Raw genomic sequence first — 19294 nt, 5'->3', positions numbered from 1 at the left:
CTTAAGCTTAAAATCAAAATCTAACTATCTTAGCACCAAATCCACCTTGATTTGGCGGAGCGTCAAAAAACTCCTTAACACTAGGGTGCTCTTTTAGGAAATTCTTAACCGCAAAAGCAAGTTTACCAGTACCTATACCGTGATACACAATAACCTCATCAAAGCCAAGAACAAGGCTATCTGAGATAAATTTATCAAGCCTATCAATGGCCTCATCAGCCCTAAGTCCGTGCAAATCAAGCGTAACACTTGCCGTTTGTGGCTTTTGCACACTTAGTTTTACAGCTGTTTTTGGTGGTGCTATTGGTTGACCATTTTTACGCAAATGTGTAAGTGGTAAACGCAATTTTATGCCGTCACTTAGGATTGTCGCTTCGTCTTTATTTATACTTTGAACTACGCCTCTAACGTTGCCGTATTTTACGCTATCGCCAACCTTTAATTCCTCATAAATTTCACTTTTTGGCTTTTGGATAGTTTTTTTAATCTCATTCGCCCTGTTTATCGTTCTTTGCTTATCTTTTATATCGTCAAATTTTATAGCTTTTTTAGCTTCATTTATCGCCTTAAAATACTCAAGCTCGAGTCTATTTATAGTCTCATTTGTCCTTTTTTGTTCAAGCTCTTTTTGTTCTTTTAGATCATTTAACAAAGCATCTAGCTTAAGCTCTTTTTTAGTAGCACTATCTAGTTGCTCTTTAAGCTGGGTCTCTAAATTTAGCGTTTTTGCTATCACTTCATTTAAATTTTGCTTATCATCGCCATAAAGCTTCTTTGCTTCATTTACCAAATTTAGCGGTATACCGTATCTGTTTGCCGTTTCAAAGGCGTATGATCTACCTATCGTGCCTTTTAAAAACTCAAATTTTGGCCTTGTAAGAGCCTCGTCATAAAGGGCTGCGACAAGCTCGACTTCGCTATTTTTAGATAAAAGCATAGCCAAACGTTTATGATGAGTGGTTATTATCATTTTTATATCTTGCGTCGTAAGTTTTTGAATGATTACACTATAAAGGCTAGCTGCCTCCTCAAAATCAGTGCCCAGCTCAATCTCATCTACGCCTATAACCAGCCCCTTTTTGCTAAAAATTTTAGAAAAAGCAACCATACGTCCAGCAAATGTAGATATATCATTTTTGACATTTTGCGGATCTTCGATAATAGCGTCAAATTCTTTAAATGTGCCTATCTTTGAGCCCTTTGTATTTACACTAAAAGGCAGTAGGTATTTTGATAAAAATGCGGCTGCTATAATGGACTTTAAGAGCATAGATTTTCCACCAGCATTTACGCCGGTGATAAGAAGGATTTTTTTGTTAAATTCTATGCTTACTCGCTTTGGATTTTTAAGTGCTGGATGAGCAAATTCCTTTAAAATAATATCGCTTGAGTTATCATTTAGCAAGAAGCTAAAATCATTTGTCCTTGCCATAAAAACTCTTGCTTGATACGCGTCAAACTGATCAAATGCGTTATTTATAAATTTTAAAAATGCCAAAGCTTTGTGCATAACGCCACTTAAACGTTTACAATGCTCATAAACGATCTCTTCGCGTCTGTCTAAAATTTCAGTCTGCTCTTTTTTAAGCTTATCAATCGCCGTTGGAGTGACATAAAAATATCCTCCAGAGCTTCTTGCTATCACAACACCCTTTAAAACGTGGTTAAAACCACCTCTAACCAGCAAAGCTTCTTGAGAATTTACATAATGAACTTGCGTATCAACAAGATATGCGGTTAGGTTTTTTGAATAAATTATGCGTCTTAACTCGGAGTCTATCTGCTTTTTTTTAAGCTCATAAGACTCTTTTAAAGAACTAAATCTCTCATCAATGCTATCTTTAAACTCGCCATCTTTATCAAAGCTAAGTGCTAGATCTCGCATATTTTGCTCGATCTGAATTTTTGATAACCACTCGCCAAGCCTATTTTCAAAACCTATCGTTTTTAGATATAAAAAATAATTTAAAATTTTAGCAAACTCATAAATTTCACTTATGTGAAGCACTGCTTGTTTGCTAAGTCTTGCAAGTGCGTCGTCTAAATTTATGCTTTTTTGCGGACAATCAAACTGACGTTTGCAAAGTTCGCTAATATTTTCAAAATGAACCTTGCTGTCACCCTGCATAAAAAGTGGCTTTTCTCTAGATAAAAAGCTAGAAAATTTATCAAAATAATCGCCTAAATCTAGTTTTTTGATAATAGCGTCAAATTGTTCGTTAATCACTTAAAACCTTACAATCAGAAATTTTAAGCACAAGTCCGTTAAGCTCCTTAAATTCGCGTTTTGGCAAGAAGCAAGATGTGCCAAATTCGTAGTTAAATTTCGTATTTGTAACATTTATATCACTACAAACTAGAACCTTGCCTTGTTTAAAATGCTTTAAAAGCTCCAAATTTTTAGAGTGCTTATCATCTTGAACACTTTGAAAAAAGTAAGCAAAAAGCATAGCTAAAAATGCTAAGGCTGTTAAAAGCACCTTATTTTTCTTGCTTAATTTTTCATCTTTTATCGCCCAAAGTGCCACAAATAGCACTACTAGCGCCAAAATAACAAAAGCATATCTAAGCATTACTCACCCCTAAGCTGAGTGCTAATATCTCCGGCACCAAAGCCTACTATCAGACCGTCATCAAGGCGGTGTTTAACACCAAATTCATCAACAAATTCTATCGCCTCATCAACCCTGCAAACTTGCTTAGTAAAAACAGGATTATACTCTTTAAATTCACTCTTCATATCAACATCGATAGGCGACTCTCCAGCTGCATAAACAGGCAGTATCACAAGCTCATCAACACCGCTAAAACACTCTCTAAATCCGTCTAAATTCGCACTTAAACGCGTGTAGCGATGTGGTTGGAAAATAGCCACAACACGAGAAAGCCCCAAAATTTTTGCATATTCAAAAGCCGATTTTAGCGTAGCTTTTATCTCGGTTGGATGATGAGCATAGTCATCTATAAGCACAAAGTTATTGTTTGCACAAAGCACGTCAAAGCGTTTTTTTGTTCCTTTGAAATTTAAAAGATTTTGACGAATTTGCTTTAACGAAATTTCATCAAGTGCTGCTAATATCGCAAGACTAGCGTCAATAGCGATATGTTCGCCCATACCATAAGCTTCAAACCTGCCTAAATTTTTAAGGTTAAAGCTGGTGTATGGCTTAAAATCACGCACAACCATAGTCATATCAGTAATATCTGTGCTTGGGTAAAGGCGGATGGCGTCAAGCTTTAAAGTAGCCAAAAACTCGTCCTCGGCGTTTATCACTCGCACTTTTGCACGTTCTAAAAAACCGCGATAAGCTGCGTGAAATTTCTCCATATCATAATCATAATGCTCCATATGCTCAGGCTCTGCGTTTGTAACGATAGCAAGATATGGGTTTGAGTTTAGAAAGCTAGAATCGCTCTCATCGGCTTCAAAAACGACATTTTCGCTTGGCTCATAACGCATATTTGAGCCAAATTGCTTTGAAACCGCACCAATTATAGCAGAGCCTTCAATAAGTGAAGCAAGCATTGCACTTGTCGTGCTTTTGCCGTGTGCTCCAGCAACTGAAAAGACCTTTTTGCCCTCTAAAACAAATGGCAAAATTTCCTTTCTTGAAAAGCACTCTATCCCAAGCTCTTTTGCCTGTTTTAGCTCGATATTATCAGGTTTTATAGCGGCTGAATAAACCACAAAATCTTGATCTTTTATAGCATCTTTAGAGTGTGGAGTGATAACCTCTATGCCCTCACTTCTAAGCTCGTTTGTTATCTTACTCTCCTTAATATCACTACCGCTTATGGTGTAGCCCTTTTCGTTTAAAAATCTAGCAATCGCAGAAATTCCTATACCGCCAATGCCTATAAAATGAACCTTTTTCAACTTATATCCCTTTTTTAAATTTAAAACAATAACTCAAATGATCATCTACAACACCACAAGCCTGTAAAAACGAGTAAATCGTGGTGCTTCCTAGAAATTTAAAGCCACGTTTTTTCATATCTTTTGAAATTTTATCACTCAAATCCGTTTTTGCTGGAATTTGCTTTATATCATCGTAACTGTTTTTTATCTGCTTACCGCCCACAAAAGCCCAAATATAGCTATAAAACGAGCTAAATTCACTTTGGATTTTTAAAAATGCTTTCGCGTTTTGTGAGAGCGAAGCTAGTTTTAGGCGATTTTTGATAATGTTTTCATTTTGCATTAGAATTTCAATTTTTTTATCATCGTAAAGTGCAATTTTATTTACATTAAAGCCGTCAAAAGCAACTCTCATCGCCTCACGTTTTTTTAAAATCGTGTGCCAACTAAGCCCAACTTGCATACACTCAAGCACCAAAAACTCAAAAAGCCTCTGCTCATCACGCTCTATTTCGCCCCACTCATTATCGTGATAGGCTCTATAAAGATCGTCTTTTTCGCACCATTCGCAACGTTTTAGCATAAAATTTTACCAGATAAAACGCTAAAACACCAAGTCGCTTTAGCGTTTAAAAGCTCCTTTTTATCGATATTTGCTATTAAAATTCCCTCATCATTTCCAAGCCTATTAGCAATCTCGCCAAAAGGAGAAACTATAAAACTATCGCCATAAAATTTCCAAATTTCATCGCCACTTTGACACTTTGGTTTTGGCTTGTATGAGCCTATGCGATTTACCCTTAAAATATATATGTTATTTGTAAAAGCTCTCATTTTTAGTAGCTCCTCCCAACGTTTGTTGCTCTCAAAAGTACTAGCCGTTGGTAATAATAAAACATCTATCTTTTTAGACATCAAATTTAAAAAAGTGGCATCAAAATGCGCTTCAAAGCCAAAAGCCACGCCGATTTTTAAATTTTCATATTTAAATGTCAAAAAATTTAGCTTTTCAGACTTGTTTGCAAAAAATTTAGCCTCATTCCAGTGTGGGTAAGGCATTAAAATTTGCTGTTTTGTAAATTTTACCTGTGCGTTTTCAAATTTAGCCATACACTTGATAAAACCACTTTTTAAGGGCATTATGATTGGAGCGATTATAGTGATATCATACTTTTTAGATAGCTCACAAAGAGTTTGTTTTTTCTCCTTGCTCTGCTGTTTTATTATATTTGGCTGGGCTGTTTCAATCTCTTTAAAAAAGCTATTTAGCACGTATTCGCCAAGTACTACAAGATTTGCACCCTTGTCTTTGCAAATTTTAAGGTAATAATCAAGCCTTGACTGGCTAAGTGGCAAGGTTGCTAGTTGCAAAAGGGCTATCTTACTCATTGACCTGCTCGATACTAAGCTTGGCATTTTCTAGGATTAAACGAGCTTGTTTTAGTAGCTCCTTGCCCTCGTTGTGAAGTTTAATACTCTCATCAAGTGCCACGTCTTCTTTATCAAGTTTGCTTAAAATCTCTTCTGCTTTTTTTATCTTTTCTTCAAAATTTTCACTCATTTTTACTCTCCAAAATCTCTTTTACATATTTTTCAAATTTATCAATTTCAACTAAAAATGCGTCGTGTCCGTAGTCGCTATCAATTAAAATATACTCGCATTTTGCCTTGCCAATTTGCTTTAAGTTCTTACCAATCTCACTCATACAGCTTGGCGGAAAGAGGATATCGCCACTAAATGCAATGAGCGTGATATCTGAAACTATGGGCGTTAGAGCGTCTTTTAGGCTGTCATAATGGCGTGTGCAGTCAAAGATATTCATCATTTTTGTGATGTAAAGATAGCTTAATGGGTCAAAGCGTTTTGGAAAATTATAGCCATTATACTCCATATAAGTATCTACGCTAAATCTGCCAAAAAGCTCGTAAAGTCCGTCTGTGGCGACATAGTTGCGACCAAATTTTGCGTTCATTGAATCTGGACTTAAAAAGCTAATGTGTCCAGCCATTCGCCCATAGGCTAAGCCCTTTAAACCGTTTTGACGGATAAAATTTGCGTCATACTCGCCGTTTTTAAACTCGGGGTCGTTTATAATCGCTTCTGTTGCGATTTTATTAAACGCTATCGCCCAAGGTTTGGTCTGATAAGTGCTTGCCATTATTATGGTGTGCGTGGCAAATTTTGGGAATTCAATCGCAAAACAGAGTGCTTGCATACCGCCTAAACTACCGCCGATAACGGCGTGAGCGTGATAAATGCCAAGCCTAGAAAACAGCCTAATTTGGGCTTTTACTACATCGCTAATCGTTAAAACTGGGAATTTTAGCCTATATTCACGCTTTGTATCTGGATTTATGCTTAAAGGCGATGTTGAGCCGTGTGGTGAGCCAAGAATGCTAACACAAATGACAAAAAATTTATCCGTATCCACCGCCTTGCCACTGCCGATAAGTGCGTCCCACCAGCCCTTTTTATCATCATTTTCATACTGACCAGCGGCGTGGTGTGAGCCAGTTAGAGCGTGGCAGATGATAATGACGTTTGATTTATCATCGTTTAAAACGCCATAAGTTTCATAGACTAGCTCGTAGCTACTTAAAATTCGTCCGCTCTCTAAGTATAGCGGTTCATCAAATTTAGCACGGCCAGTCTTTAAATTTAGCATTAATTAACTTTATAATTTGGTGCTTCGTGTGTGATAACTACGTCGTGAACGTGGCTTTCTTTAAGTCCTGCACTTGTAATCTCAACAAACTCGGCTCTTTCTTGAAGCGTGGTAATATCTTTTGCACCAACATAGCCCATAGCCGAGCGAAGTCCGCCTAAGAGCTGATGAATGACATCTTTCATACTGCCTTTAAACGGCACACGCCCTTCAATGCCCTCAGGCACTAGCTTTTCACTTGCTGTGCCCTCTTGAAAATATCTATCACTGCTACCACGACTCATCGCTCCGATTGAGCCCATACCGCGGTAGGCTTTGTATTGTCTGCCTTGATGAGTTATGACCTCGCCCGGGGTTTCTTCACAACCAGCTAACAAACTACCAGCCATAACGCAACTAGCCCCTGCTGCTAGGGCTTTTGCGATATCGCCTGAGTATTTAAGTCCGCCGTCGGCAGTAACTGGTATGCCGTATTTTGCCGCCTCACTCGCACAATCATCAATGGCTGAAATTTGAGGCACACCAACACCAGCAACGATTCTAGTCGTGCAAATTGAGCCAGGCCCAATGCCTACTTTTATGCCGTCAGCTCCGGCCTCTGCTAAGTCTTTAACGGCAGCTGGATTTGCGATATTGCCAACGACAACATCAACGCCTTTAAATTTTGCCTTTATCTCTTTAAGCGTGTCAATAATGCCCTTTGAGTGGCCGTGTGCTGAGTCCATAACAATCACATCAACCCCAGCTCCAACTAACGCTTCCACTCTATCAAGCTGACCCACGCCAACGGCGGCTGCGACTCTAAGTCTGCCGTAGCTATCTTTATTTGCGTTTGGATACTCTTTGCGTTTTTTAAGGTCTTTTATAGTAATAAGTCCGTCAAGTCTGCCATTTTCATCAACGATCGGTAGCTTCTCAACCCTGTTTTGGCTAAAAATTTTCTCTGCATCATCAAGCGTGCAACCCTTTGGAGCTGTAATTAGTGGTGCTTTTGTCATACGCTCTTTGACTTTTATCGTGCGGTCAGTTTCAAATCTAAGATCTCTATTTGTTAAAATTCCTATTAATTTATGCGTATCATCAACGACTGGCACACCAGAGATATGAAGCTCTGACATTAAGTTTAACGCCTCGCCAATCGTGGCGTCTGGCTTTATAAAAATCGGATCAATTATGACGCCACTTTCGCTTTTTTTCACACGTTTTACCTCTTTTGCCTGAGTGGCTATATCCATATTTTTATGAATTACGCCAATACCGCCTAGACGTGCCATCATAATCGCCGCTCTATGCTCTGTAACCGTATCCATAGCGGCTGAAACAATAGGGACGTTTAGCGTGACATTTTTGCTAAATTTGCTCTTTATATCAACCTGTTTTGGCAAAATTTCAGAGTATTGTGGCACTAAAAGGACATCTTCAAATGTCAAAGCTCGTTTAATTATCTTCATCTTTATCCTTTCACTATATTTTCTAGGCTCTTTGCGCCGTCTATTAGGGTCTGCTCGTCGTATGCTTTTGCTATTAGTTGGGCTGAAATACTTAGGTTATTGTTCGCTTTTGAAACTGGCACCGATATGGCTGGAAGACCTGCTAAATTTACGCTTATTGTATAAATATCGCTTAAATAGGCAGTTAGTGGATCTTTTAATGCTCCAAATTTCACACAAGCTGTTGGCGAAACTGGCATAAAAATAAGGTCAGCTTCGCTTAAAATTTTTTCGTATTGCGCCTTTATGTGAGCCCTTGCCTTTTGTGCTTTTATGTAGTAAGCATCGTAATATCCGCTACTTAAAACAAATGTGCCAAGCAAAATTCTCCTTTTTACCTCTTCGCCAAAGCCCTCGCTTCTTGAATTTACATAAAGCTCTTTTAAATTTTTAGCCTCAGCGCGTCTGCCGTATCTAACGCCGTCATATCTGCTTAAATTCGCACTCGCTTCGGCTGTTGCGATGATGTAGTAGGTCGCAACGTCATATTTTGAGTCCTCTAAATTTCTAAAAATTACGTTGTGTCCGTGAGATTTTAGCTTCTCAGTTGTGCTTAAAAGTGCGGTTTTTACCTCGTCATCGGCGTTTTTAACGTAGTTTTCAATTACGCAAATTGTTAGCTTTTTTTGTGCGTCTATCTTATCGCTAATACTAGTAAATTCTACATTTGCACTCGTGCTGTCTTTGCTGTCATACCCTGCAATTGCGTCGTATAAAATGGCAGCATCTTCAACGTTTTGTGTAATTGGTCCAATTTGGTCAAGACTTGATGAGTATGCAGCTAGTCCATATCTACTAACCCTGCCGTAAGTTGGCTTAAAGCCCACGCAACCGCAAAATGCGGCTGGTTGGCGGATACTACCGCCAGTGTCGCTACCAAGAGCAGCAATTGCTAAGCCACTTGCGACCGCTGCTGCTGAGCCACCGCTTGATCCGCCCGGCACAAATTCGTGATTTAGCGGATTTAGCGTTTTACCATAAAAACTGCTCTCTGTGGTGCTACCCATTGCAAACTCATCCATATTTGTGCGACCAAATGGCGCAAGGTTGTGTTTTAGCAAATTTTCAATGGCAGTGGCGTTGTATGGGGCGACGTAGCCTTGAAGAATGTTTGAAGCGCACGTTACTGCCCAGCCATTTACTTGGATATTATCTTTTATGGCAATTGGCACGCCCTCGCCAAATTTAGCCAGTGGCAAACCTGCTAATTGCTCAACATAAGCGCCTATTTTGCTCTCTTTTTGTATGCGATTTTCAAGCTCGGTGCGTAAATTTTTAATCTCCTCGCTTGAAAGTTTTAATGCCTCTTTTAAACTTATCACTTCTTATCCTTAAATTTATTAACTAATAAAATTCCAACAGCCGTGAAAGCTAAAATCACGACTATCGTGCCGATTATCACGCTAAATGGGGCTGGCTGGTTAAGACTAGCAAACACCGCTTAAAACCTTTGCACATCTATCACACGGCTCATTTTCACTCACGCTTACAAATTTCCAGCACCTTGGGCATTTGTGAGCTGTTGAGAGAACAATCTTAAATTTAACGCTCTCAATTTCAAACTCTGCTAACGCCTTAGCTTCATCAATTTTATTAACCCTGCTTACCATATAAAAGTCGCTTATATCGGTGCTATCAAGGGCTAAGATTTTGGCTGAGCTGGTTTGTAAATCAAGCTCTAATGTTGATTTTATCACCTTATCTTTTTTAAGCACGTCAATTAACTCAAAAAATTTAGCACGGCTAGATAAAATCAGCTCATCATCAACGCTAAAATCAAAATTTAACGGCTCATAAACTAGGTCAAAGGCGTCTTTGAAATTTTGCTTGATGATTTTTGGTGCGTAGTCCATAACTTCATCAATTGTGTATGTTAAAGTCGGTGCTAAAAGCGGTAAAAGCGAACGTGCTATTAACGCCATAGCTGATTGTGCCGAGCGTCTTTGTTTGCCGTTTTTGCTATCGCAGTAAAGGCGGTCTTTGCAAATATCAAGGTAAATTCCGCTTAAATCGGCTGAGAGAAAATTTAAAAGCACATTAAAGCCTTTTGAAAAATCATAGCTTCTAAATGCTCTTTCTGCCTCGTCAAATGCACGTTTAGCACGGCTTAAAATCCACTTATCAAGCAGATTAAAATCAGTTGTAATCTCATCTAAATCATTTACATTTGCTAGTAAAAATCTTATTGTATTTCTTATTTTTCTATATTGTTCGCTGACTTGTTTTAGGATATTATCGCCGATTTTTAGGTCGCCTGAATAGTCACTAAGTCCGACCCAAAGGCGTAAAATTTCAACGCCGTGCTCTTTTGCCACGTCTTGTGGAGCGATGACGTTGCCCTTGCTTTTACTCATCTTCTCGCCCTTGCTATCAACGGTAAATCCGTGCGTTAAAATCGCCTTGTAAGGGGCTTTTTCATTAACTGCTGTACTTACAAGAAGTGAGCTTTGAAACCAACCCCTGTGCTGGTCTGAGCCCTCTAAATACATACTGGCTGGATATGCACCGCTATCGTAGTTTTGGCTTTGCAAAACTGCTTTCCACGTTGAGCCACTATCAAACCAAACATCAAGTATATCCATAACTTTTTCTAAATTTTCTGGCTTGTATTTTGAAGCTGGATTTAAAAGCTCATTAATCTCTAAATCCCACCACGCATCAGCACCTTTAACGTCAAAAATTTTTGCCACGTAGTCTAAAACATCGGTGTCAAAAATCGGCTCTTTTGTAGCTTTATCCCTAAAAAATGCGATTGGCACACCCCAATCACGCTGTCGTGAGATACACCAATCTGGGCGATTTTGTATCATTGAGCCTATTCTTTTTACGCCACTTGCTGGATAAAATTTCACATTTTCAAGCTCGTTTAACGCAACCTCCCTAAGCGTTTTAGAGCCTAGTTTTGCCTCATCCATCGTGATAAACCACTGCTTTGTGGCTCTGTAAATTACTGGCTTATGAGTTCGCCAACAATGCGGATATGAGTGTGTAAATTTAGAAGCGTGAAGTAGATTTTTGCCTAGAATTTCTAAAATTTTCTCATTTGCCTTAAAGATATGAAGCCCCACAAACTCATCAACCACATCCGCTCTAAATAGCCCTTTGGCTTTAAGCGTCTCATCATAAAGTCCGCCGTCATCAACAGGCATTAAAACTTCGCTAATGCCGTTTTTTAGGCACACATAGTAGTCATCTTCGCCGTGACCTGGTGCTGTATGAACTAGCCCAGTCCCGCCGTCGGTGGTAACGTGTTCGCCTAGTAAAAACTGCGATTTTCTGTCATTTAGCGGATTTATGGCGTGAAGTTTTTCTATTTCTTGGGCTTTAAATTCTTGTTTAATCTCGCCATTTGTTAGCCCAAGTTTTACTAAATTTTCAAGTAATGCCTTTGCAAAGATTAAATTTTCAGCCGTTAGGACATAAATTTCATTTGGATTTAGGCTTATTGCCTGATTTGCTGGCAAAGTCCAAGGTGTGGTCGTCCAGATAACTGCACTTGCCTCTTTTACGTCAAGCTTATTTAGTGCGTCCGTATCAAGGTTAAAGGCAACATAGATTGAATGATCTTCTTTATCCTCATACTCAACCTCAGCTTCTGCAAGTGCTGAGCGTGCTGCCCAACTCCAATAAACAGGTTTGCTTCGTTCAATTAAAAGTCCCTTTTTAGCTATCTCGCATAAAGCTCTGTAAATGTCAGCTTCAAACTCAAATTTCATCGTTAGATACGGATTTTCAAAGTCGCCAATCACGCCAAGCGATTTAAACTCATCGCTTTGAATTTTTATAAATTCACGTGCGTGAGCCCTGCAATACTCTCTAATCTCGCTTTTGCTTAGACTCTTTTTTTTCTCGCCAAGCTTTACTTCAACTTGCTGCTCTATCGGTAGTCCGTGGCAATCCCAGCCAGGTACGTAGCGGATATTTTCGCCAAAAAAGTAGTGTGTTTTTGTAATGATGTCTTTTAAAATTTTATTTAAAGCGTGTCCGATATGCAGGTGGCCATTTGCATAAGGTGGGCCGTCGTGAATAGCAAAAAATTTCTCAGTATTTTTGCGATTTTGTTTCATTTTTTCATAAATTTTACGCTCATTATGCCACGAATTTATGCGTTTTGACTCGTTTTCGGGCAAGTTTGCACGCATTGGGAATTCAGTAGTAGGGAGCAAAAGAGTGTCTTTGTAGTCCATAGTTTTCCTTGTGTGATTAAATTTGCAGATTTTATCCAAAAAAGTGTTAAATCGCACTGAAAAGCCACTTTTAAAAAATCTTAAGTTATAATAAAACAAATCTAAAAAGGACAGGCAATGAAACACGCAATGCTTATTGTTGGCGATGATCTACTCATAAATTCGCCCTATATGGACTATATTTTTAAAAGTTACAAAGAGTATTTTGGTGAGATTGGGTCTATTAAATTTCAAAGCAAAAACAGTGAACTTTTGTTTGTAGTAGAGAGTTTAACCAGCGAATTTGAAAGCATTTGCATATTTTGTTCTAACGAGAGCTTTGCGACTATGGGCAAAATTTTAGCTACCTTAAGTGGCGATACGCTTGAGCTTGGAGAAAATGAAACACTAATCACAAAAGGTGCGATAGCCTCTAAAAATGGTAGTTTTTTGATAAATTTAAATGGAGTTTTTATAAATTTAATAAACGCAACGCCAACTCAAAAACTATCTGAAATTTTAATCCCATTTAACAAAGAAAATGTATATTTTAGCCTACTTGATATAGATAAAGATAGTGCCAAAATTTTACTTGATCCGCTTATAAAACCATATAAAATCACGCTTACGTTTAGCGAAATAGCGCCAAAATGGCTACTCATAAAGGCCAAAAAGGACGACAAGTTAAGCCAAATGGATACATTTTTACAAGGGGTGAAAAATCTATTTTCACAAAAGATGATTTATGGCAGAGATCAGGTAGAATTTATAGCAAAAATTTTAATGAAAAATGGGCTAAAAATCACATTTGCTGAGTCTTGTACAGCTGGACTTTGTGCGTTTAAATTTACAAAATACAGCGGTGCATCAGCTTGTCTTGATGGCTCACTTATAACCTACTCAAACGACATAAAACACGAGTGGCTTGGCGTGGAAAACTATGTTTTAGACACGCAAGGAGCTGTTAGCGAGGAGTGTGTAAGACAAATGTTAGAAGGGGCATTAAACGCGAGTAAAGCCGACTTTTCACTAGCAATAAGTGGCATAGCAGGACCAAGTGGCGGAAGCGATGAAAAGCCGGTAGGAACGGTGTTTGTGGGTGCTATGAATAAGAGTAAAAAAAGCGTGATAAAAAGGCTACAACTAGATGGCAACAGAGAATACATCAGGGAGCAAAGTGCAATGAGTGCATACGCTTGTTTGCTCAGGCTTGAGCCCGAGCTATTTTTTACTGAGTGATCTTGTATCCATTTTTTATAAGCTCGTTAATACCGCCGCTAAAATGAGTTATGTCAAACTGGTCACTATCTATCCACTCTGCTACTTTACCGCTTCTACGGCCAGTGCGACATATTAGAGCAAATGGCTTTGTTATGTCTATATGCTGTTTTAGCTCATCTATAAATTTATCTTTATAGAATTTATCCTGCTCTTTTGTAAACACAACATTAACAGCACCTTCAATTAGTCCTGTCTCTTGTATCTCAAACTCCGTTCTAATGTCAACTAATTGCTTAACATTTGCTATATTAGACGGCGTGGCCTCTACGTGCGTGATACGAGCAAACACGCTAACAACAAAAAAAGATAGTAGTAAAATCCATTTCATAACACTCTCCTTATTTTAAGTTTCATAATTTTAGCATAAATATTGTTAATAAATTTTAATGTTTTTGTTGGCTGAGTGTTTAACAAATGGGTGTAGAATTTTTAAAATTTCAAAGGAGAATTTATGAAAGATTACTTAGATATTATAAATTTTCGTCACGCTTGTAAAATTTTTGACGAAAATAAAAAGATAAGCAAAGATGACTTTAGGTATATCCTAGAGGCTGGCAGACTGAGCCCTAGCTCTACTGGGCTTGAGCAGTGGGACTTTGTGGTTGTTCAAAACAAGGAGCTTAGGGAAAAAATAAAAGAAAAATCGTGGAATCAAGTGCAAGTGACGTCTTGTTCGCATTTGGTTGTAATACTTGCAAAAATTTCTGACGTAAAAGCTGATAGCAAATATGTATCAGATATGATAGCTAGAAGACCCGATAAAACGCCAGAAGCACACGCACAAAGGGTTGAGTTTTATAAAAATTTCTTAAAATCAAATTTTAAAGATGATGACGAGCTAACATTTAACTGGTCACACGCACAGTGTATGTTTGCGGCCTTAAATATGATGAATGCTGCAGCTTTTAAAGGGATAGACAGCTGTCCGATAGAGGGTTTTGAGCGTGAAGCTATAGGGGAAATTTTAAACATTGATACAAAAAAACATAGAGTGGCTTTACTCGTGCCATTTGGATATAGACTAAATGAACAACCAACAAAATATAGAAGAAGCCTTGACGATATCGTAAATTGGATTGAGTAAATTTCATATATCTAAAACGCTATTTTTGGCGTTTTAGCTTTAATTCTTTAGTATTACACTATTTCTTACTAATGTTGGACTTATAGAATTATCTACCGCATACATTTTCGCAAGGTATCCCGTCTTTATCCCTGTCAAAATGCTCTTTACCGCAATTATTTAAGTAGTGCTTAGCCTCCTCACAACTTCTCATCTGTTTACAATACTTTTTGGAGCAGTCATATTTTTCTGCTCCACTAGCTATAACTACAAAAACCAAAAATAAAAATAGCTTTTTCATCTAATTTTCGATCCAAAAATCATCAACCTATTTTATAATAATGGACTTAAAAGCAAATATACACCAGTTAAATTAAAACTGAAAGCTGACGTGGTCTTATAAAAGAATGGTGTCCCCGACAGGATTCGAACCTGTGACCTTAAAATTAGGAATTTTACGCTCTATCCTGCTGAGCTACGAGGACACTAAACGCAAGGAGTATACACTCCTTGCAAAGTAGCTTTTAGCCGTTTCTCTTTTTGATAATCTCGTCACTAACGTTCTTTGGAACCTCTTCGTAGTGGTCAAATTCCATTGAATATGTAGCACGACCTTGCGTTTGGCTTCTTAAGTCAGTTGAGTAACCAAACATCGCTGCAAGTGGGCAGAAAGCTGTGATGATTTTGTTGCCACTTCTTTCGTCCATTGAGTTAACTTGTCCACGACGCTTGTTAAGATCGCCGATAACATCGCCCATATACTCTTCAGGTGTCTCAACTTCAACCTTCATCATTGGCTCAAGGATAACCGCACCAGCTTTTCTAGCACCCTCTTTAAAGCCCATAGACGCAGCAAGTTTAAATGCCATCTCTGAGCTATCCACCTCGTGGTAGCTTCCGTCATAAAGCGTAACTTTAACGTCCTCAACTGGATAACCAGCTAGGATACCATTTTGAAGTGCTTCTTTACAACCTTTTTCAACAGCAGGGATATACTCTTTTGGTACAACACCACCCTTGATGTCATTAACAAACTCAAATCCGCTCGCTGGCTCAAGTGGCTCGATACGTAAGAATACATGTCCGTACTGACCACGACCGCCTGATTGCTTAGCATACTTATACTCTTGCTCAACAGTCTTGCGGATAGTTTCGCGGTAAGCAACTTGTGGCTGACCAACCTCTGCTTCAACTTTAAATTCACGAAGCATACGATCAACGATAATCTCAAGGTGAAGCTCACCCATACCACTAATAATAGTCTGTCCGCTCTCTTCGTCAGTGCTAACTCTAAAGCTTGGATCCTCTTGTGCCAACTTTTGAAGTGCAAGTGCCATTTTCTCTTGATCAGCTTTTGTTTTTGGCTCAACAGCAACACTAATAACTGGCTCTGGGAAGTCCATTCTCTCTAGGATTACTGGATCTTTTTCACTAGCTAGTGTATCGCCAGTTAGTGTGTCTTTTAAGCCAACAACAGCACCGATTTCACCAGCGTGTAGAACTGAAATTTCTTCACGCTTATTTGAGTGCATTTTTAGTAAACGACCGATTCTCTCTTTTTTGCCTTTTGCTGAGTTGTAAGCATAGCTGCCACTCTCTAAGCAACCACGATATACGCGAACGAATGTTAGCTGACCAACAAATGGGTCTGTCATAATTTTAAACGCAAGACCTGCAAATTCGCCGTTATCTGTGCTATCAACAGTTACTTCTGTGCCGTCTTCATACTCGCCTTTTATCGCTTCAACCTCATCAGGAGCTGGTAGATAGTCAACAATAGCGTCAAGTAGTGGCTGAACACCTTTGTTTTTAAATGAAGTTCCGCACACCATAGGTATAATTTTCATCGATAAACAACCAGCTTTTATACCTTTTTTAATCTCTTCTACGCTTAGCTCTTCGCCATTAAAGAATTTATCCATTAAAGCATCATCAGTTTCAGCAACAGCTTCAATCATTTTTGCACGATACTCTTCTGCTTTTTCTACTAAATCAGCTGGAATTTCTTTTTCTACAAATGTAGTTGGTTTACTATCATCTTCCCAAACTAGCGCTTTCATAGTGATTAGATCAACTACGCCTTTAAATGTATCTTCTGCACCGATTGGAATTTGAATAGGCACTGGATTTGCTTTTAAGCGATTTTTGATTTGTGCTTCAACGTTGTAAAAATTTGCACCAACCCTATCCATTTTATTTACATAAACCATTCTCGGAACGCGGTATTTATTTGCTTGTCTCCAAACGGTTTCTGACTGAGGTTGAACGCCACCAACTGAACAAAATACAGCAACAGCTCCGTCAAGAACACGCATAGAACGCTCAACTTCGATAGTAAAGTCAACGTGTCCCGGAGTGTCAATTAGGTTAATTTGATGATCTTTCCAAAAGCAAGTTGTAGCAGCAGATGTAATTGTGATACCACGCTCTTTTTCTTGCTCCATCCAGTCCATTGTAGCAGCACCATCGTGAACCTCGCCGATTTTGTGGCTCATACCAGTAAAGAATAAAATTCTCTCACTGGTCGTCGTCTTTCCAGCGTCAATGTGAGCTGCGATACCGATATTTCTTACTTTATTTAATGGGGTTTTTCTATCTGCCATAAGAGCCTCCTACCAGCGATAGTGAGCAAATGCTTTATTAGCCTCTGCCATTTTATAAGTGTCTTCTTTCTTCTTGTATGAAGCACCTTTTGAATTTGCTGCGTCAAATAGTTCGTTTGCTAGTTTTTCAATCATTGTTCTTTCGCTTCTTTTTCTTGCAAAAGTGATTAACCAGCGGATAGCTAGTGCTTGTTGGCGAGCTGGGCGAACCTCAACTGGAACTTGATAAGTTGCACCACCAACACGGCGTGATTTAACTTCCATTATAGGCTTTACGTTCTCAATAGCGTCATTAAATACGTCTATACCCTTAACGTCACCACTCTTTTTTTCAATAGCCTTGATAGCACCATACATAATCTCAGTAGCGACACTTTTTTTGCCGTCATACATTAATGCGTTAATAAATTTAGTGATTACTTTATTTCCATATATTGGATCAGGTAAAACTTCCCTTACAGGGGCTTTTCTTCTTCTCATTTTTATTCCTTCAAATTTTTAAATTTTACTCAAACCTATGCCACCAATTGCAAGGTCTGCGAAACTATTTTCTTACTTCTTAGCTGCTGCTTGACCTGGTTTAGGGCGTTTAGCACCATATTTAGAGCGTGAAACTGTTCTTTTTGCAACACCAGCAGTATCTAGTGCACCACGAACAATGTGATACTTAACACCTGGTAAGTCTTTTACCCTACCGCCACGAACTAACACAATTGAGTGCTCTTGCAGGTTGTGTCCCTCGCCACCGATATAGCTAATAACTTCAAAGCCACTGGTTAATCTAACCTTGGCAACTTTTCTTAAGGCTGAGTTTGGTTTTTTTGGAGTTGTTGTATAAACTCTTGTGCAAACTCCTCTTCTTTGTGGGCACTCTTTAAGTGCAGGTGATTTTGACTTGTAAGTCACCTTCTTACGTTCATTTCTGACCAATTGATTTATGGTTGGCACAGTAATTCCTTTCGACTAAATTTATTAAAAAGACCTAATTCTATTTAAAAATGGCTTAAATGCTTATTAAGAAAAATTACAGCTACTCATACGTCCCTTTTTTCATAAAGCCATTGTTATCTTTTAAAATTTCGCCATTTGCAATTACAAATTCCAAATTCATATCCTCGTTAAACAGCAAAATATCAGCATCAAAACCAACTGAAATTTCGCCCTTTTTCTTATCAAGAGCGATAGATTTTGCAACATTTTTTGTAAAATAGCAAAGTGCCTCGTCTATACCAAAGCCACTATTTATAAAATTTTTAAATTCATTCATGGTCGCCATAACACTAGAAACTCCGATTTTTAAAAGCCGTCCGTCCAAATCATAACTTGAAAAGCTACCATAACCATCAGAACTTATCGTGACTTTGTCTGTGCAAATTTTTGCGTCTTTAATCCTTTTAACTGCATTAAGCGGACTAAGCCCCAACATGCAAGTAAGATCGATATATCCGCCATCTTTTAAAAATTCCACACTTTGTAAAAATAGCTTTTCGTTGCGATTTACGTGTGTTGGCTGAAAAAAAGTAATAGGTATATCATACTCACAAAGAACGTCACGAACTAAATCTAAACCGCGTTGTCCGTCGCCCATATGAAGCGTAGTGTGACCAGATTTACCGCTTAGCATACCAGCAACGCGACCAGCAGATACGATGTGTGCTAATTCATCGCGACTTACAGATGATGAGCGATGATCACTGATGGCTAATTTTATGCCTATTATTGGATCAATAAACGCTATGTCTTTAGCAATATCGCCAGTAATCGTTGGAGTTTTTAAATCATAAGCACCAGTGTGAGCATAGCAAGTCACGCCCTCCTCATTTAAAGCCTTTGCCTTTGCGACTAAATTTTCAACGCTTCTTGTAGCACTATCTGTTCCAAGCAGTCCAACAACAGTTGTTATACCTGCTTCAATTAGCTTTGAGAGCATTATCTCAGGCACACGAGTTTTAAAGCTGCCCTCTCCACCACCGCCCGTAATATGAATATGCTTATCAATAAAACCAGGCGTTGCAATAAATTTAGTGGCGTCTATGATGTTTAAATTTGGCAAATTTGGACTTAAATTTTCACCTATGTAAATAATCTTGCCCGAGCAAACCAAAATATCCTTTTGTCCTAAAAATTTTGGAGAAAATAGTTTGGCATTTTTTATAAGCAACATAA

At 38.5% G+C, this 19294-nt stretch carries 18 protein-coding genes and 1 tRNA gene; 2 read left to right on the top strand and 17 right to left on the bottom strand.

Annotated elements, in window-relative coordinates; all coding sequences use genetic code 11:
- Nucleotides 1–13 precede the first annotated feature (13 nt).
- The 10 genes from CMCT_RS02450 to ileS all read right to left on the bottom strand — a co-directional run bounded on the left by CMCT_RS02450 (nucleotide 14) and on the right by ileS (nucleotide 12202).
- On the bottom strand, nucleotides 14–2224 hold the full coding sequence (locus CMCT_RS02450) for an endonuclease MutS2 (RefSeq protein ID WP_425321197.1): 2211 nt from the start codon (nucleotides 2222–2224) through the stop codon (nucleotides 14–16).
- Nucleotides 2220–2573, bottom strand: a complete 354-nt coding sequence (locus CMCT_RS02445; RefSeq protein WP_034967948.1) for a hypothetical protein — start codon at nucleotides 2571–2573, stop codon at nucleotides 2220–2222. The genes CMCT_RS02450 and CMCT_RS02445 overlap by 5 nt, the downstream gene beginning before the upstream one ends.
- Entirely contained in the window at nucleotides 2573–3877 is a 1305-nt protein-coding gene (gene murC, locus CMCT_RS02440) for a UDP-N-acetylmuramate--L-alanine ligase (protein ID WP_034967945.1), read from the bottom strand. The genes CMCT_RS02445 and murC overlap by 1 nt, the downstream gene beginning before the upstream one ends.
- 1 nt (nucleotide 3878) lies before the next feature.
- Complete coding sequence (locus tag CMCT_RS02435) at nucleotides 3879–4442, bottom strand: DNA-3-methyladenine glycosylase I (RefSeq protein ID WP_034967942.1); 564 nt, start codon at nucleotides 4440–4442, stop codon at nucleotides 3879–3881.
- Nucleotides 4436–5248, bottom strand: a complete 813-nt coding sequence (locus CMCT_RS02430; RefSeq protein ID WP_034967940.1) for a carbon-nitrogen hydrolase family protein — start codon at nucleotides 5246–5248, stop codon at nucleotides 4436–4438. The genes CMCT_RS02435 and CMCT_RS02430 overlap by 7 nt, the downstream gene beginning before the upstream one ends.
- The gene (gene xseB / locus CMCT_RS02425) at nucleotides 5241–5420 is read right to left on the bottom strand and encodes an exodeoxyribonuclease VII small subunit (protein ID WP_034967938.1); all 180 of its coding nucleotides are present in this window, start codon (nucleotides 5418–5420) and stop codon (nucleotides 5241–5243) included. Before xseB ends, CMCT_RS02430 begins: the two co-directional genes overlap by 8 nt.
- Nucleotides 5413–6525, bottom strand: coding sequence for a homoserine O-acetyltransferase MetX (metX, locus tag CMCT_RS02420; protein ID WP_034967935.1), 1113 nt, complete (start codon nucleotides 6523–6525; stop codon nucleotides 5413–5415). Before metX ends, xseB begins: the two co-directional genes overlap by 8 nt.
- Nucleotides 6525–7976, bottom strand: coding sequence for an IMP dehydrogenase (gene guaB / locus CMCT_RS02415; protein WP_034967930.1), 1452 nt, complete (start codon nucleotides 7974–7976; stop codon nucleotides 6525–6527). Before guaB ends, metX begins: the two co-directional genes overlap by 1 nt.
- Nucleotides 7977–7978: 2 nt before the next feature.
- Nucleotides 7979–9337 (bottom strand): Asp-tRNA(Asn)/Glu-tRNA(Gln) amidotransferase subunit GatA, encoded by a 1359-nt coding sequence (gene gatA / locus CMCT_RS02410; RefSeq protein ID WP_176324996.1) that lies wholly within the window; start codon nucleotides 9335–9337, stop codon nucleotides 7979–7981.
- A 105-nt stretch (nucleotides 9338–9442) separates the two neighbouring features.
- On the bottom strand, nucleotides 9443–12202 hold the full coding sequence (ileS, locus tag CMCT_RS02405) for an isoleucine--tRNA ligase (protein WP_034967928.1): 2760 nt from the start codon (nucleotides 12200–12202) through the stop codon (nucleotides 9443–9445).
- Nucleotides 12203–12319: 117 nt separating this feature from the next.
- Between ileS and CMCT_RS02400 the strand changes: the two genes are divergently transcribed.
- Nucleotides 12320–13420: a CinA family protein gene (locus CMCT_RS02400; protein ID WP_034967925.1), complete on the top strand. Its 1101-nt coding sequence runs from the start codon at nucleotides 12320–12322 to the stop codon at nucleotides 13418–13420.
- On the opposite strand, the gene CMCT_RS02395 is transcribed toward CMCT_RS02400, so the two are convergent.
- Entirely contained in the window at nucleotides 13410–13790 is a 381-nt protein-coding gene (locus CMCT_RS02395) for a rhodanese-like domain-containing protein (protein ID WP_034967923.1), read from the bottom strand. The genes CMCT_RS02400 and CMCT_RS02395 overlap by 11 nt on opposite strands.
- Nucleotides 13791–13913: 123 nt before the next feature.
- On the opposite strand from CMCT_RS02395, the gene CMCT_RS02390 reads away from it, so the two are divergent.
- The gene (locus CMCT_RS02390) at nucleotides 13914–14546 is read left to right on the top strand and encodes an NAD(P)H-dependent oxidoreductase (RefSeq protein ID WP_034967921.1); all 633 of its coding nucleotides are present in this window, start codon (nucleotides 13914–13916) and stop codon (nucleotides 14544–14546) included.
- Nucleotides 14547–14634: 88 nt separating this feature from the next.
- Here the strand turns inward: CMCT_RS02390 and CMCT_RS02385 are convergent, their stop codons facing one another.
- The 6 genes from CMCT_RS02385 to iadA all read right to left on the bottom strand — a co-directional run bounded on the left by CMCT_RS02385 (nucleotide 14635) and on the right by iadA (nucleotide 19292).
- Nucleotides 14635–14826, bottom strand: coding sequence for an excalibur calcium-binding domain-containing protein (locus CMCT_RS02385; protein ID WP_034967918.1), 192 nt, complete (start codon nucleotides 14824–14826; stop codon nucleotides 14635–14637).
- Between the two features lie 107 nt (nucleotides 14827–14933).
- A tRNA-Arg gene (locus CMCT_RS02380) sits at nucleotides 14934–15010 on the bottom strand.
- Between the two features lie 39 nt (nucleotides 15011–15049).
- Nucleotides 15050–17128, bottom strand: a complete 2079-nt coding sequence (gene fusA, locus CMCT_RS02375; protein ID WP_034967915.1) for an elongation factor G — start codon at nucleotides 17126–17128, stop codon at nucleotides 15050–15052.
- A gap of 9 nt (nucleotides 17129–17137) precedes the next feature.
- Nucleotides 17138–17608, bottom strand: coding sequence for a 30S ribosomal protein S7 (gene rpsG / locus CMCT_RS02370; RefSeq protein ID WP_034967911.1), 471 nt, complete (start codon nucleotides 17606–17608; stop codon nucleotides 17138–17140).
- Between the two features lie 72 nt (nucleotides 17609–17680).
- Nucleotides 17681–18076 carry a 30S ribosomal protein S12 gene (rpsL, locus tag CMCT_RS02365; RefSeq protein ID WP_034967907.1) on the bottom strand — a complete coding sequence of 132 codons (396 nt, stop codon included), beginning with the start codon at nucleotides 18074–18076 and terminating at the stop codon, nucleotides 17681–17683.
- An 82-nt stretch (nucleotides 18077–18158) separates the two neighbouring features.
- Nucleotides 18159–19292, bottom strand: coding sequence for a beta-aspartyl-peptidase (gene iadA, locus CMCT_RS02360; protein ID WP_034967905.1), 1134 nt, complete (start codon nucleotides 19290–19292; stop codon nucleotides 18159–18161).
- Between the last annotated feature and the right edge of the window lie 2 nt (nucleotides 19293–19294).

It is taken from the genome of Campylobacter mucosalis, assembly GCF_013372205.1.
GTDB classification, from domain to species: domain Bacteria; phylum Campylobacterota; class Campylobacteria; order Campylobacterales; family Campylobacteraceae; genus Campylobacter_A; species Campylobacter_A mucosalis.
The sequence above is the reverse complement of the archived record's forward strand: the minus strand, read 5'-3'. Positions and strand labels throughout refer to the sequence as shown.

Bases quoted from the DNA above. Each gene is read 5' to 3' on its own strand.
- CMCT_RS02445 (WP_034967948.1), bottom strand. From the start codon at position 2,573: ATGCTTAGATATGCTTTTGTTATTTTGGCGCTAGTAGTGCTATTTGTG.
- CMCT_RS02435 (WP_034967942.1), bottom strand. From the start codon at position 4,442: ATGCTAAAACGTTGCGAATGGTGCGAAAAAGACGATCTTTATAGAGCC.
- CMCT_RS02430 (WP_034967940.1), bottom strand. From the start codon at position 5,248: ATGAGTAAGATAGCCCTTTTGCAACTAGCAACCTTGCCACTTAGCCAG.
- xseB (WP_034967938.1), bottom strand. From the start codon at position 5,420: ATGAGTGAAAATTTTGAAGAAAAGATAAAAAAAGCAGAAGAGATTTTA.
- metX (WP_034967935.1), bottom strand. From the start codon at position 6,525: ATGCTAAATTTAAAGACTGGCCGTGCTAAATTTGATGAACCGCTATAC.
- guaB (WP_034967930.1), bottom strand. From the start codon at position 7,976: ATGAAGATAATTAAACGAGCTTTGACATTTGAAGATGTCCTTTTAGTG.
- ileS (WP_034967928.1), bottom strand. From the start codon at position 12,202: ATGGACTACAAAGACACTCTTTTGCTCCCTACTACTGAATTCCCAATG.
- CMCT_RS02400 (WP_034967925.1), top strand. From the start codon at position 12,320: ATGAAACACGCAATGCTTATTGTTGGCGATGATCTACTCATAAATTCG.
- CMCT_RS02395 (WP_034967923.1), bottom strand. From the start codon at position 13,790: ATGAAATGGATTTTACTACTATCTTTTTTTGTTGTTAGCGTGTTTGCT.
- CMCT_RS02390 (WP_034967921.1), top strand. From the start codon at position 13,914: ATGAAAGATTACTTAGATATTATAAATTTTCGTCACGCTTGTAAAATT.
- CMCT_RS02385 (WP_034967918.1), bottom strand. From the start codon at position 14,826: ATGAAAAAGCTATTTTTATTTTTGGTTTTTGTAGTTATAGCTAGTGGA.
- fusA (WP_034967915.1), bottom strand. From the start codon at position 17,128: ATGGCAGATAGAAAAACCCCATTAAATAAAGTAAGAAATATCGGTATC.
- rpsG (WP_034967911.1), bottom strand. From the start codon at position 17,608: ATGAGAAGAAGAAAAGCCCCTGTAAGGGAAGTTTTACCTGATCCAATA.
- iadA (WP_034967905.1), bottom strand. From the start codon at position 19,292: ATGTTGCTTATAAAAAATGCCAAACTATTTTCTCCAAAATTTTTAGGA.